Source organism: Pseudomonas silesiensis, assembly GCF_001661075.1.
GTDB classification, from domain to species: Bacteria; Pseudomonadota; Gammaproteobacteria; order Pseudomonadales; family Pseudomonadaceae; genus Aquipseudomonas; species Aquipseudomonas silesiensis.
On the sequence record NZ_CP014870.1, the window covers coordinates 3,561,016 to 3,573,873 of the forward strand.

Annotated in this window: 11 protein-coding genes; 6 read left to right on the forward strand and 5 right to left on the reverse strand. The window is 61.7% G+C overall.

Annotation, left to right across the window (positions count from 1 at the left end; all coding sequences use genetic code 11):
• Positions 1 to 249: 249 nt before the first annotated feature.
• Together PMA3_RS15750 and PMA3_RS15755 are read right to left on the reverse strand one after the other, a co-directional pair.
• Entirely contained in the window at positions 250 to 1,434 is a 1,185-nt protein-coding gene (locus tag PMA3_RS15750; RefSeq protein ID WP_064678034.1) for a porin, read from the reverse strand.
• A gap of 209 nt (positions 1,435 to 1,643) precedes the next feature.
• Entirely contained in the window at positions 1,644 to 2,450 is an 807-nt protein-coding gene (locus PMA3_RS15755) for a sulfite exporter TauE/SafE family protein (protein WP_064678035.1), read from the reverse strand.
• Between the two features lie 165 nt (positions 2,451 to 2,615).
• Between PMA3_RS15755 and PMA3_RS15760 the strand changes: the two genes are divergently transcribed.
• On the forward strand, positions 2,616 to 3,479 hold the full coding sequence (locus tag PMA3_RS15760; protein ID WP_064678036.1) for an MBL fold metallo-hydrolase: 864 nt from the start codon (positions 2,616 to 2,618) through the stop codon (positions 3,477 to 3,479).
• A 110-nt stretch (positions 3,480 to 3,589) separates the two neighbouring features.
• Here the strand turns inward: PMA3_RS15760 and bkdR are convergent, their stop codons facing one another.
• The gene (bkdR, locus tag PMA3_RS15765; RefSeq protein WP_016985245.1) at positions 3,590 to 4,078 is read right to left on the reverse strand and encodes a Bkd operon transcriptional regulator BkdR; all 489 of its coding nucleotides are present in this window, start codon (positions 4,076 to 4,078) and stop codon (positions 3,590 to 3,592) included.
• A 186-nt stretch (positions 4,079 to 4,264) separates the two neighbouring features.
• On the opposite strand from bkdR, the gene PMA3_RS15770 reads away from it, so the two are divergent.
• From PMA3_RS15770 to PMA3_RS15790, 5 genes are all read left to right on the forward strand, one after another.
• Entirely contained in the window at positions 4,265 to 5,500 is a 1,236-nt protein-coding gene (locus PMA3_RS15770) for a 3-methyl-2-oxobutanoate dehydrogenase (2-methylpropanoyl-transferring) subunit alpha (protein ID WP_064678037.1), read from the forward strand.
• Position 5,501: 1 nt separating this feature from the next.
• On the forward strand, positions 5,502 to 6,560 hold the full coding sequence (locus tag PMA3_RS15775; protein ID WP_064678038.1) for an alpha-ketoacid dehydrogenase subunit beta: 1,059 nt from the start codon (positions 5,502 to 5,504) through the stop codon (positions 6,558 to 6,560).
• Positions 6,561 to 7,835, forward strand: coding sequence for a dihydrolipoamide acetyltransferase family protein (locus PMA3_RS15780; protein ID WP_064678039.1), 1,275 nt, complete (start codon positions 6,561 to 6,563; stop codon positions 7,833 to 7,835).
• 3 nt (positions 7,836 to 7,838) lie between these two features.
• A complete protein-coding gene (gene lpdA / locus PMA3_RS15785; protein ID WP_064678040.1) occupies positions 7,839 to 9,221 on the forward strand; it encodes a dihydrolipoyl dehydrogenase in 1,383 nt (460 codons plus the stop codon).
• Between the two features lie 214 nt (positions 9,222 to 9,435).
• Positions 9,436 to 10,455: a branched-chain amino acid aminotransferase gene (locus tag PMA3_RS15790; protein WP_064678041.1), complete on the forward strand. Its 1,020-nt coding sequence runs from the start codon at positions 9,436 to 9,438 to the stop codon at positions 10,453 to 10,455.
• A gap of 208 nt (positions 10,456 to 10,663) precedes the next feature.
• On the opposite strand, the gene PMA3_RS15795 is transcribed toward PMA3_RS15790, so the two are convergent.
• Together PMA3_RS15795 and PMA3_RS15800 are read right to left on the reverse strand one after the other, a co-directional pair.
• Complete coding sequence (locus PMA3_RS15795; protein WP_064678042.1) at positions 10,664 to 11,965, reverse strand: ATP-binding protein; 1,302 nt, start codon at positions 11,963 to 11,965, stop codon at positions 10,664 to 10,666.
• Positions 11,966 to 11,969: 4 nt separating this feature from the next.
• Positions 11,970 to 12,671: a response regulator gene (locus PMA3_RS15800; RefSeq protein WP_064678043.1), complete on the reverse strand. Its 702-nt coding sequence runs from the start codon at positions 12,669 to 12,671 to the stop codon at positions 11,970 to 11,972.
• Positions 12,672 to 12,858: the final 187 nt, after the last annotated feature.

Here is a 12,858-nt window from a genome sequence, read left to right on the forward strand (position 1 = left end):
GGGGTGAGTGTACGAAGGCTGTGGGGGGCGACCTATGCTACTTGGGTAGCGGTCTGGGGGTTCGATGGGATGAGAGAAGTGTCAAACGTCCCTGTGGGAGAGCAGTGTCAAATCCACAAAACACCACACATCCCTGTGGGAGCGAGCTTGCTCGCGATGGCGTAGTGTCAGTCAACATGGATGTTGAATGTTAATCCGCTATCGCGAGCAAGCTCGCTCCCACAGGGATTAGCGTTGGCCCAGCTGGGGTTACCAGGTCAGCACCGCCCCCACCGCAAAGGTATCGGTGTCTTCATTCTGCGCACTGCTGTCATACCCGTTGATTTCGAACTGGTTGTACTCGGCCACCAACTTGAGGTTGTCGTTGACGTCATGGAACAGCGCAACGCCGCGGGTCTCGTAATCCGCACCGCTGCCGACCACGCCATTGCCGTCGTCCTCGGTCTTGCCATACGACAGGGCCAGGCGGTTCTTGCCCAGTTTGTAGGAGCCTTGCAGCAGGTAGCCGTCGCTGTCGACATTGCGCAGGGTCGGCTCGCCGGCGTTGTTGGTGAAAAACGGATTGATACCCTTGGCCTGGAACCCGGAACCGGTCAGCGACAAGCCGCCCATCTTGGCCTGCACGCCATAGCCGACGCCTTTGGAGGTGATTGATTCAACGCTCGAGTCGGTATTGTCCGACGTCTGGTAGCTGCCGTTGACCCAGCTATAAATCTTGGCCCCGGCGAGGTCGAACTGATAGGTGATCTCGCTCTCGGTGCGCGGGTTCTCCTGGTACGCCTTGCCCGTCGGGCTGCTGTCGTTGGTGTCTACGGGGTCCATGATCCCCACGGCCACCCGCAGGCCGTCCATCACCGGCGTGCGGTAGGTGATCTGCGAAGTGGGGAACGGATACGGGTAACCGGTGCCGATGTTGCCGAACGACACCCCGCCACCGTCCACCAGCCCCAGGGTATCGCTGACCTGGCCATAACCGGCGAGCAATTCATCCAGCAATATGTTGGAACGGGCAAACAGACCGAAGTCCTTGCCGATCAGCACCTCGCCCCATTGCGGGTTGGCCACCGTGCCGTAGAACTGCCGCACATCGATGGCGGTGTCGGTGCCGTTGGTTTCGCTGTCGTTGATGGTGACCCAGAACGAGGCACGGGCGCCGAGCTTGAGGTCATCGACCTGCTTGCCCATGTTGAAGCCCAGGTAGTTGGGCAGAAAGCCCATCTTGACCCGCGACTGCCGCCGGTCGTACTGCTCGCCGGCGCGGTCGACATCGCTGTTGACGTAGAAGGCGTTGACGTAGCCGTCGGTGGAAAACGTAGTCTGGTCCTTGTCGTACAGCATGATCTCGGCCTCGGCCATGGCACTCAAACCGAGGGTCGACAGGCTGGCGAAAAAGGCAGGCAAGTAACGATGCTTGAAGTTCTTATTGTTGTGCATGGCGCGCTCCGCGACGGGGGACTTGATTTCGGAGGCGATTATCGAAAGTGGACCGGCGGCGTCATACGCTGCCTTGGCGCTGGTTTTGAGCTGCTTTGGAGTGGCGGGTACAGCGCGGCGAATTCGATGTAGGACCGCGCGCTGGCAAGGCTCGCCACTTAAGACGTACACCTGTGGATGCGACTGGCGTCCACAGGAACCGGTACCCCCTAGGCGCCCGCTCTGTAGAGCATGTAAGCGGCGACCATCACGCAGATGCTGGCGAAGCCGATCTGCAGGAGCCGGGCCGGGACGCGCGCGCAAAGCTTGCGGCCAATGACCATGCCGAGGATGCTGGCGACGATGAACACCACGCCCACACCGTCGATGCGTACCCCGGCGTGAAACGCACCGATGACGCCGATCGCCGAAATCAGGCTGATCACCATCAAGGAGGTGGCGACGATCCCGCGCATCTGCACGTCGGTCAGTTGCTTGAAGGCCGGGACAATCAGGAATCCGCCGCCCACCCCCAGCAACCCGGAGACGACCCCGGTCACCGCGCCGAGTGCCGCCAGGGTCGCGGTGCATTTGGCGGTCCAGGAAAAGCGCCCGGTCTGCTGGTCGAGCATGCAGTTCTTCTGGCCCCAGTTGGCGTGGCCATGGTCGCTCGGCCCTGGCTCCCGGCGCTCGCGGCGCAGCATGCGCCAGGCGACCATGACCATCAGCAGGCTGAACAGGATCATCAGGATTTTTTCCGGCAACTGGTGGGCGAAGAAAATGCCCACCGGCGAAAAAATCGCCCCGAGCAAGGCGATCAATAGCGCCGCGCGGTAGCGCACCAGCCCGTGACGCAAACCATCGATGGCGCCGACCGCCGCCGCACTGCCCACCGCAAACAGCGCAACCGGTGCCGCCTGGGTCATGGTCAGACCCAACCCCAGCACCAGGGCCGGCACCGCAAGAATCCCGCCACCGGCTCCGGTCAATCCAAGGACCAGGCCCATCACCACGCCAAAAAAACCTGCCAACAACATAAGGCACTCATGATCCGCAAAATAAAAGCCGGGAACGCCCGGTATCGTTTGAGTAACAGGATAGAGCCCGTTCAGCTTTTTTCATTAACTGAATCAATACGGGGGTGGTCAACCCGAGGGAAATGAAACTACCCTCAAGGTCTGTCCCCTCCAAAAAAAGCCACCATGCCCGCCTTGATTGAAGCCTTCCTCGACCCCGCCTCGTCCACTTACAGCTACGTCATCTACGAAGCCGACGGCGGTCAATGCGCGATCGTCGATCCGGTGCTCGATTACGACCCCGCCGCCGGACGCACCGGCACGACTCAGGCCGACAGGCTCATCGCCTTCGTCCGCCAGCATCAATTGCAGGTGCAATGGCTGCTGGAAACCCACGCCCACGCCGATCATCTGTCCGCCGCGCCCTACTTGCGCCGGCAACTGGGCGGCAGGATCGCGATAGGTGAGTCCATCGGCAAGGTTCAGGACGTGTTCAAGGCCCTGTTCAACCTGGAAGCGGAATTTGCCGTCGATGGTTCGCAGTTCGATCACCTGTTCGCGCCGGACGAGTCATTCATGATCGGCAACCTCAAGGCCACGGCCCTGCATGTGCCCGGCCACACCCCGGCGGACATGGCCTATCTGGTCGATGGCGAGCAGATTCTGGTGGGCGACACGCTGTTCATGCCGGACGTCGGTACCGCCCGTTGCGACTTCCCCGGTGGCAATGCCAGCCAGATGTTCACATCGATCCGCAAACTGCTGGCCTTCCCCGCCAGCGTCAGTCTTTACGTCTGCCACGATTACCCTACCGGGGGCCGCGAATCCCGGTGCATGACGACAGTGGGCGAGCAACGAAAAAGCAATATCCACGTCCATGACGGCATCGACGAAGCCGCGTTCGTAGCCATGCGCAATCAGCGCGACGCGGGATTGGGCATGCCGACGCTGTTGCTGCCGGCGATCCAGGTGAATGTGCGGGCGGGGAACTTGCCGCCCGCCGAAGGCAATGGCATGACCTACCTGAAAATCCCCCTTAACAAATTTTAAACGCACAACCTGTGGGAGCGAGCTTGCTCGCGAAGGGGCCGTACCAGTCGACATTGATGTTGCCTGACACACCGCCATCGCGAGCAAGCTCGCTCCCACAGGGTTTGCGTTTAGCTGCCGAGGGTCAGACCGTTGGCCGGCAACGGCAGCGCCGTCTTGTAGCGCACCTGCTTGAGCGCAAAGCTCGACCGGATGTTCGCCACCCCCGGGACCTTGGTCAGAAAATCCATCATGAAGCGCTCAAGTGACTGAATGGTCGGCACCAGCACCCGGATCAGGTAGTCCGGGTCGCCGGCCATCAGGTAGCACTCCATGACTTCCGGGCGATCCGAGATCGCCTCTTCGAAATGCTGCAAGGCCTCCTCCACCTGTTTCTCCAGGCTGACATGAATGAACACATTCACGTGCAGCCCCAACAGATCGGCATCCAGCAAGGTGACCTGTTCGCGAATCAGCCCCAGTTCTTCCATCGCCTTGACCCGGTTGAAACAGGGTGTCGGCGACAGGTTGACCGAGCGTGCGAGGTCGGCGTTTGTGATCCGCGCATTCTCCTGCAGGCTGTTCAAAATGCCGATATCGGTACGGTCCAGTTTGCGCATGAGACAAAAACACCTGTGATTTTATGTTTATGCAGATTTTTTATCCTCAAATGACTGCAAGTGCAACGAAAGACAGAGAAATATTCTCCTTGGCCCGGCCTATGATTGTTGTAGGACAAGAATTCTCCTACAGGAGAATGAAGGTCAGCTCACTACAAGAATTTCACAAAATCGAGCGTAGAAGCCATGAACCAAGCGTACGAACCGCTGCGCCTGCACGTTCCGGAACCTTCGGGCCGTCCAGGGTGCAAAACCGACTTCTCCTACCTGCGTCTGACCGATGCCGGGCTGGCGCGCAAACCCCCGATCGATGTCGAACCCGCCGAAACCGCCGACCTGGCCAAGGGCCTGATCCGCGTGCTCGACGACCAGGGCAACGCCCTCGGCGAATGGGCTGAAGGCGTGCCGTCGCAGATCCTGCGTAAAGGCATGCGCGCCATGCTCAAGACGCGGATCTATGACAACCGCATGGTGGTCGCCCAGCGTCAGAAAAAAATGTCGTTCTACATGCAGAGCCTCGGCGAAGAAGCCATCGGCAGCGGCCAGGCCCTGGCGTTGAACATCGACGACATGTGCTTCCCGACCTACCGCCAGCAAAGCATCCTGATGGCGCGGGACGTGCCGCTGGTGGACCTGATCTGCCAGTTGCTGTCCAACGAGCGCGATCCGCTCAAGGGCCGCCAGTTGCCGATCATGTATTCGGTCAAGGACGCCGGTTTCTTCACCATTTCCGGCAACCTCGCCACCCAGTTCATCCAAGGCGTGGGCTGGGGCATGGCCTCGGCGATCAAGGGCGACACCAAGATAGCCTCGGCCTGGATCGGCGACGGCGCCACCGCCGAATCGGACTTCCACACCGCCCTCACCTTTGCCCACGTCTACCGGGCGCCGGTGATCCTCAACGTGGTCAACAACCAGTGGGCGATTTCCACGTTCCAGGCGATTGCCGGTGGTGAAGCGACCACCTTTGCCGGTCGTGGCGTCGGCTGTGGCATTGCCTCCCTGCGGGTCGATGGCAACGACTTCGTCGCGGTCTACGCGGCTTCTGCCTGGGCTGCCGAACGCGCCCGGCGCAACCTGGGCCCGACCATGATCGAATGGGTCACCTACCGCGCCGGCCCGCACTCCACCTCTGATGATCCGTCCAAATACCGTCCTGCCGACGACTGGAGCTATTTCCCGTTGGGCGACCCGATTGCGCGCCTCAAGCAGCACCTGGTGAAAATCGGCCAGTGGTCCGAAGAGGAGCACCTCGCCGTCAGCGCCGAACTGGAAGCCGAAGTGATCGCCGCGCAGAAACAGGCAGAGCAGTACGGCACCCTCGCCGGTGGCCAGATCCCGAGCGCCGCGACCATGTTCGAAGACGTCTATAAAGAGATGCCGGAGCACTTGAAGCGCCAGCGTCAAGAGCTGGGGATCTGACATGAACGATCACAACAGCAATATTCAGTTGGATACCGCCATGACCACGACCACCATGACCATGATCCAGGCCCTGCGCTCGGCCATGGATGTGATGCTTGAGCGTGATGACAACGTCGTCGTATTCGGCCAGGACGTGGGCTACTTCGGCGGCGTGTTCCGTTGCACCGAAGGCCTGCAGACCAAGTACGGCACCTCCCGGGTGTTCGACGCGCCGATCTCCGAAAGCGGCATCGTCGGCGTCGCCGTGGGCATGGGCGCCTACGGTTTGCGGCCGGTTGCAGAAATCCAGTTCGCCGACTACGTCTACCCGGCTTCGGACCAGATCATTTCCGAAGCCGCCCGCCTGCGTTATCGCTCGGCCGGCGAGTTCACCGCGCCGATGACCCTGCGCATGCCTTGCGGCGGCGGCATCTATGGCGGCCAGACCCACAGCCAGAGCATCGAGGCGATGTTCACCCAGGTCTGCGGCCTGCGCACGGTCATGCCGTCCAACCCTTACGACGCCAAGGGCCTGCTGATCGCCTCCATCGAAAACGATGACCCGGTGATCTTCCTCGAGCCGAAGCGCTTGTACAACGGTCCGTTCGACGGTCACCACGATCGTCCGGTGACCCCGTGGTCGAAACACCCCGCCGCACAAGTGCCGGACGGTTACTACACCGTGCCGCTGGACGTTGCCGCCATCACCCGTCCGGGCAAGGCGGTGACCATCCTGACGTACGGCACCACCGTCTACGTGTCGCAAGTCGCCGCCGAAGAAACCGGCATCGACGCCGAAGTCATCGACCTGCGCAGCCTGTGGCCGCTGGACCTGGACACCATCGTCAAGTCGGTGAAGAAAACCGGACGCTGCGTCATCGTTCACGAAGCGACCCGCACCTGCGGTTTCGGCGCCGAACTGGTGGCCCTGGTGCAGGAACACTGCTTCCACTACCTGGAAGCGCCAATCGAGCGCGTCACCGGCTGGGACACCCCCTACCCGCACGCGCAAGAGTGGGCGTATTTCCCAGGGCCGTCCCGAGTGGGCGCGGCGTTGAAACGGGTCATGGAGGTCTGAATGGGCACGCACGTTATTAAAATGCCGGACATTGGTGAAGGCATTGCAGAAGTTGAATTGTCGGTATGGCACGTCAAGGTTGGCGACATGGTTGTCGAGGATCAGGTGCTGGCCGATGTCATGACCGACAAGGCGATGGTCGACATCCCGTCCCCGGTGCATGGCAAGGTGATTGCGCTGGGTGGACAGCCGGGCGAAGTCATGGCCGTGGGCAGCATCCTGATCAGCATTGAAGTCGAAGGCGCGGGCAACGTTAAAGAATCGGCCCAGCCAACGGTTGCTGCCGTGAAAGAAGTGCCGGTCGTAGCGCCGAAAGTTGCCGCGGCGGTTGAGAGCAAACCGGTTGCGGCACCACGTCCAGCCGCCGTTTGCCAGGGCCCGATGGTGGCTCGCGAAGCCGATGAGCGCCCGCTGGCTTCCCCGGCCGTGCGCAAACATGCGCTGGACCTGGGCATTCAGTTGCGCCTGGTGCGTGGCACCGGCCCTGCCGGTCGCGTGTTGCACGAAGACCTCGAGACCTATCTGGCCCAAGGTCAGCAACCACAGTCGTCCGCGGCTGCCGCTTACGCCCAGCGTAACGATGAAGAACAGATCCCGGTGATCGGCATGCGCCGCAAGATCGCCCAGCGCATGCAGGATGCCACCCAGCGCGCTGCCCACTTCAGTTATGTCGAGGAAATCGACGTCACCGCCGTGGAAGAGTTGCGCGCGCATTTGAACGAAAAACACGGTGCGACCCGTGGCAAGCTGACCTTGCTGCCGTTCCTGGTCCGCGCCCTGGTCGTCGCCCTGCGCGATTTCCCGCAGATCAACGCCCGTTACGACGACGAAGCCCAGGTCATCACCCGCCTCGGCGCGGTGCACGTGGGCATCGCCACCCAGGCCGACATCGGCTTGATGGTACCGGTGGTGCGTCACGCCGAAGCCCGCAGCCTGTGGGACAGCGCCACGGAAATCTCGCGCCTGGCCACCGCTGCGCGCACCGGCAAGGCCAGCCGCGATGAACTGTCCGGGTCGAGCATCACCCTGACCAGCCTCGGCGCGTTGGGCGGCATCGTCAGCACCCCGGTGCTGAACCTGCCGGAAGTGGCGATCGTCGGCGTGAACAAAATCGTCGAACGCCCGATGGTGGTCAAAGGCCAGATCGTTATTCGCAAGATGATGAACCTTTCCAGCTCCTTCGATCACCGCGTGGTCGACGGCATGGACGCGGCGCAATTCATCCAGGCGGTTCGTGGCTTGCTCGAACAACCCGCCACCTTGTTCGTGGAGTAAGACATGCAGAATTTGAACACCACGCTGCTGATCATCGGCGGCGGCCCTGGCGGTTATGTGACGGCGATCCGTGCCGGACAGCTGGGCATCCCGACCATTCTGGTGGAAGGCGAATCGTTGGGCGGTACTTGCCTGAACATTGGCTGTATTCCGTCGAAAGCGTTGATCCACGTGGCCGAACAGTTCCACCAGACGCAGCACCACAGCCAGCACTCGGCGCTGGGCATCAGCGTTTCGGCGCCGACCCTGGACATCGGCAAGAGCGTCGAATGGAAGGACGGCATCGTCGATCGCCTGACCACTGGCGTCTCGGCGCTGCTGAAGAAGCACAAGATTCAGGTGATCCTGGGCTGGGCCAAGGTCATCGACGGCAAGACCGTTGAAGTCGGCGACACGCGGATCCAGTGCGAGCACCTGGTGCTGGCCACCGGTTCGAAAAGCGTGAACCTGCCGATGCTGCCGATTGGCGGACCGATCATCTCCTCTACCGAAGCCCTGGCGCCGACTTCCGTGCCAAAACGTCTGGTGGTGGTGGGTGGCGGTTACATCGGTCTGGAGCTGGGGATTGCCTATCGCAAGCTCGGTGCCGACGTCAGCGTGGTCGAGGCGCAAGAGCGGATCCTGCCAGCCTACGACGCCGAACTGACCCAGCCCGTGCATGACGAGCTGAAAAAACTTGGCATCAGGCTTTACTTGAAACACAGCGTGCAAGGCTTTGATTCACAAAGTAATACGCTGCAGGTTAGTGACCCGAATGGTGACACACTGAATCTGGAAACCGATCAGGTACTGGTCGCCGTCGGACGTAAACCCAACACCCAGGGCTGGAACCTCGAAGCGCTGAACCTGGATATGAACGGCTCGTCGATCAAAATCGACAACCGCTGCCAGACCAGCATGCGCAACGTGTACGCCATCGGCGACCTGAGCGGCGAACCGATGCTCGCGCACCGGGCCATGGCCCAGGGCGAGATGGTTGCCGAATTGATCAGCGGTAAATCCCGCGAATTCAACCCGACCGCCATCGCTGCCGTGTGCTTTACCGACCCGGAACTGGTGGTGGTCGGTAAGACCCCGGACGAAGCCAAGGCTGCGGGGCTGGACTGCATTGTGTCGAGCTTTCCGTTTGCGGCCAATGGCCGGGCGATGACCCTGGAATCGAAAAGCGGCTTCGTGCGGGTCGTGGCGCGGCGTGACAATCATGTGATTGTCGGTTGGCAGGCGGTGGGTGTGGGCGTGTCGGAGTTGTCGACTGCATTTGGCCAGAGCCTGGAAATGGGTGCGCGGCTGGAAGACATCGCCGGGACGATCCATGCGCATCCGACCTTGGGCGAAGCGGTGCAGGAAGCGGCGTTGCGGGCCCTCGGCCACGCACTGCACCTATAAACCGGACCTGTAGGAGCGAGGCTTGCCCGCGAACAAGACACCACGGTGTATCTGAACCACAGCGTTATCGTTGTTCGCGGGCAAGCCTCGCTCCTACAAAGGATCGCATTCCGGGCTGCGAAAAGGGCCCGGAATGAAGTATTGTTGTCCCCATCCAGAAAAAACGTCAGAAGCCTTGAACCGTTTCGGCGGTTGTTAAGCGATAGAGGGTGTCATGGGTAACGAAAGCATCAATTGGGACAAGTTGGGTTTTGACTACATCAAGACAGACAAGCGCTATTTGTCGCACTGGCGTAATGGCGAGTGGGACGCAGGCACCCTGACCGAAGACAATGTGCTGCACATCAGCGAAGGCTCCACTGCCCTTCACTATGGCCAGCAATGCTTCGAAGGCCTGAAGGCCTATCGGTGCAAGGACGGCTCGATCAACCTGTTCCGCCCGGACCAGAACGCCGCCCGCATGCAGCGCAGCTGCGCTCGCCTGCTGATGCCGCAGGTGTCCACCGAGCAGTTCATCGAAGCCTGCAAGGACGTGGTCCGCGCCAACGAGCGTTTCATCCCGCCTTACGGCACCGGCGGCGCGCTGTACCTGCGTCCGTTCGTGATCGGCGTGGGTGACAACATCGGCGTGCGTACCGCCCCCGAGTTCATCTTCTCGATCTTCTGCATCCCGGTCGGCGCCTACTTCAAGGGTGGCCTGACCCCGCACAATTTCCTGATCTCAAGCTACGACCGCGCAGCCCCACAAGGCACCGGTGCGGCCAAGGTCGGTGGCAACTACGCCGCCAGCCTGATGCCGAACTCCCTGGCCAAGAAGGCGCACTTTGCCGACTGCATCTACCTGGACCCGATGACCCACACCAAAATCGAGGAAGTCGGTTCGGCCAACTTCTTCGGGATCACCCACGACAACAAGTTCGTCACCCCGAACTCGCCGTCGGTGCTGCCGGGCATCACCCGCCTGTCGTTGATCGAACTGGCCAAGTCCCGTCTGGGCCTGGAAGTGATCGAAGGCGACGTGTTCATCGACAAACTGTCCGATTTCAAGGAAGCCGGCGCCTGTGGGACTGCCGCGGTGATCACGCCGATCGGCGGCATCAGCTACAACGACAAGTTGCACGTGTTCCACAGCGAAACCGACGTCGGCCCGATCACCCAGAAGCTCTACAAAGAGCTGACGGGCGTGCAGACCGGTGACGTCGAGGCGCCAGCAGGCTGGATCGTCAAGGTTTGATCTGACGACACAGTTCCTTTGCGCAAAAAAAGCCCGGCCATCGGTTTGATGGCCGGGCTTTTTTATGGTTGCCCAATTACAGGGCGACTGGGCGGGCGCCATCGCGAGCAAGCTCGCTCCCACATTTGATGTGTGAACGCCGCAGATCCGTGTGGGAGCGAGCTTGCTCGCGATGGCGATTTGATGAACGACACATCAGGCGAGAGAATCAGGCAGGCGTCGGCAACCACAATCTGAACCGGGCCCCGCCCAGCGGCGACGCCTCGACGGTCAGCGTTCCGCCCTGGGCCTCCAGTGCCCGGCGACTGATCGCCAATCCCAGGCCAAAACCGCCCGTGGCGCGATCCCGGCTGCGGTCCAGGCGATAGAACGGCTCGAAAATCCGCTCACGTTCATCGTCGGGAATACCGATGCCATCGTCGTCGACCCAGATCTCACATCCCTTGGGGCCAACCTGTACACCGATCTGAATCCGTTTTTCGCAGTAGCGCATGGCATTGCGCAGCAGGTTCTGCAAGGCGCGGGCGGTCAGGCGCGGGTCGAGGCTGAAGCGTTCGAGCTGGCCGTGGAGCAATACATCGATGACGATGTTCGGCGATTCCAGCTCTTCGTCGACGCTGCCAAGGATGCTGTCGATGAATTCATCCAGCGAGACGTCAACCCGCTCTGGCAGCCGCGCCGGGTTTTGCAGGCGGCTGTAGGACAGCAACTCCAGCACCAGCTCATCGAGTTCACGGATGTGATCCACCAGGCCTTGCAGGCGCTCGCGGCTGGCGGCCGGCAGGTCATCAGACAGCGCCAGGGCCAGGCCGAAATCCAGGCGCGTCAGGGGCGTGCGCAGTTCGTGGGAGACGGCATTGAGCAAGTCCCGCTGCTGGTTGAGCAGGTTCTCGATGTCGCCGGCCATGGTGTCGAACACATTGGCCAGGCTGCCGATGTTGGAGCTGGCGGAGATCTGCGTGCGCTCGCTCAACTGCCCCTTGCCGAAGCGTTCCGCCGTGCCCTTGAGGCGTTCCAGGTCGCGCCAGTGCGGGCGCAGCCACAGCAACAGACAGGCAAGCATGGTCGCGCCGATCAGCACGTTGATGCTCCAGTACAGCAAACTGACGTCCGTCGGGTCCGGCGGCACCACCATTTTCACCACCGTGCGCTCGTTCAGCGGCGACACCGCCAGGGTGCGCCAGCCCCAGTCGCCAATACGGACGATGTTCTCGCCGCGCTGTAGACGTTGCCGTTCATCGGGGGTGAAGTCGGCGTCGTCGTTGCCACTCAACACGATGTGCAGCGGCTGGAATTCCTTGTCCATCTCCGCCGCCAGGGCCGGCCATTGCGCCGGGGGCACGGAATGGAACTGTTTGACGATGAGGGTCTGCAGGCCTCGGGAATAGTCGAGGTTGTAGGTGAGAAAACGCTCGTGAAAGACTTTGATCACCAGGTCCGGCACCAGGTAGATCGCCGCGCTGAACGAGACGATGGTCACCAGGTACAGGCGAAAGAGGATTCTGAACATCGGCTCAGCATTCCCACTCGGAACGGCTGAACAGGTAGCCCTTGCCCCAGACCGTCTTGATCTTGCGCGCCTCGCCGGCGCAATCGCCGAACTTGCGCCGCAACTTGGAAATGGCCACGTCCACCGAGCGGTCGGTGCCGTTGAACTCGATGCCGCGCAGGCGTTGCAGGATCTGGTCGCGGCTGAGCACTTCGCCGGCATGCCGGGCCAGCACCACCAGCAGGTTGTATTCGCCGCTGGACAGTTCGACCGGTTGCTCGCGCCAGGTCACGGTGCGTTCGGACAGGTCGATGCACAGATTGCCCATGAGGATTCGGTCGTTGACGGCCTGGGGTTCGCCGAGGCTGCTGCGCCGCAGCAACGTCCGCACCCGGGCCAGCAGCACCCGTGGCTCGCAAGGTTTGGTGACGTAGTCGTCGGCGCCCATCTCCAGGCCCAGCACCTGGTCGTGGCTGTCGTCGCGGGCGGTGAGCATCAGGATCGGCAGCATGGCCGAATCGGCGCGCAGCAATCGACAGACTTGCAGGCCGTCCAGCCCGGGCAGCATCAGGTCGAGGATCACCAGGTCCGGCGGATCGACCCGGGCCCGTTCGCGCACATGGTCGCCGCGGCCGATCACGCTGACGCAGTAGCCGTTGCGTTCCAGGTAGCTGGCGATCAGTTCGGCGAGGGCGGTGTCGTCTTCGACCAGGAGGATGTTGGGCATGGGGTGTTTCCAGAAAGTGCTGTGGTTACTGTTCCGGCCTCTTCGCGGGCAAGCCTCGCTCCTACAGGTTTGGCGATATTGCAGACTGGCGCATGGCCTGTAGGAGCGAGGCTTGCCCGCGAACGAGCGCGAAGCGGTCGCCAAGGATATACGCCCTCACCCACACCTGAGTAAAACCCTTACACAA

Coding starts and splice junctions, on each gene's coding strand:
- PMA3_RS15750 (WP_064678034.1), bottom strand. CDS start 1,434: ATGCACAACAATAAGAACTTCAAGCATCGTTACTTGCCTGCCTTTTTC.
- PMA3_RS15755 (WP_064678035.1), bottom strand. CDS start 2,450: ATGTTGTTGGCAGGTTTTTTTGGCGTGGTGATGGGCCTGGTCCTTGGA.
- PMA3_RS15760 (WP_064678036.1), top strand. CDS start 2,616: ATGCCCGCCTTGATTGAAGCCTTCCTCGACCCCGCCTCGTCCACTTAC.
- bkdR (WP_016985245.1), bottom strand. CDS start 4,078: ATGCGCAAACTGGACCGTACCGATATCGGCATTTTGAACAGCCTGCAG.
- PMA3_RS15770 (WP_064678037.1), top strand. CDS start 4,265: ATGAACCAAGCGTACGAACCGCTGCGCCTGCACGTTCCGGAACCTTCG.
- PMA3_RS15775 (WP_064678038.1), top strand. CDS start 5,502: ATGAACGATCACAACAGCAATATTCAGTTGGATACCGCCATGACCACG.
- PMA3_RS15780 (WP_064678039.1), top strand. CDS start 6,561: ATGGGCACGCACGTTATTAAAATGCCGGACATTGGTGAAGGCATTGCA.
- lpdA (WP_064678040.1), top strand. CDS start 7,839: ATGCAGAATTTGAACACCACGCTGCTGATCATCGGCGGCGGCCCTGGC.
- PMA3_RS15790 (WP_064678041.1), top strand. CDS start 9,436: ATGGGTAACGAAAGCATCAATTGGGACAAGTTGGGTTTTGACTACATC.
- PMA3_RS15795 (WP_064678042.1), bottom strand. CDS start 11,965: ATGTTCAGAATCCTCTTTCGCCTGTACCTGGTGACCATCGTCTCGTTC.
- PMA3_RS15800 (WP_064678043.1), bottom strand. CDS start 12,671: ATGCCCAACATCCTCCTGGTCGAAGACGACACCGCCCTCGCCGAACTG.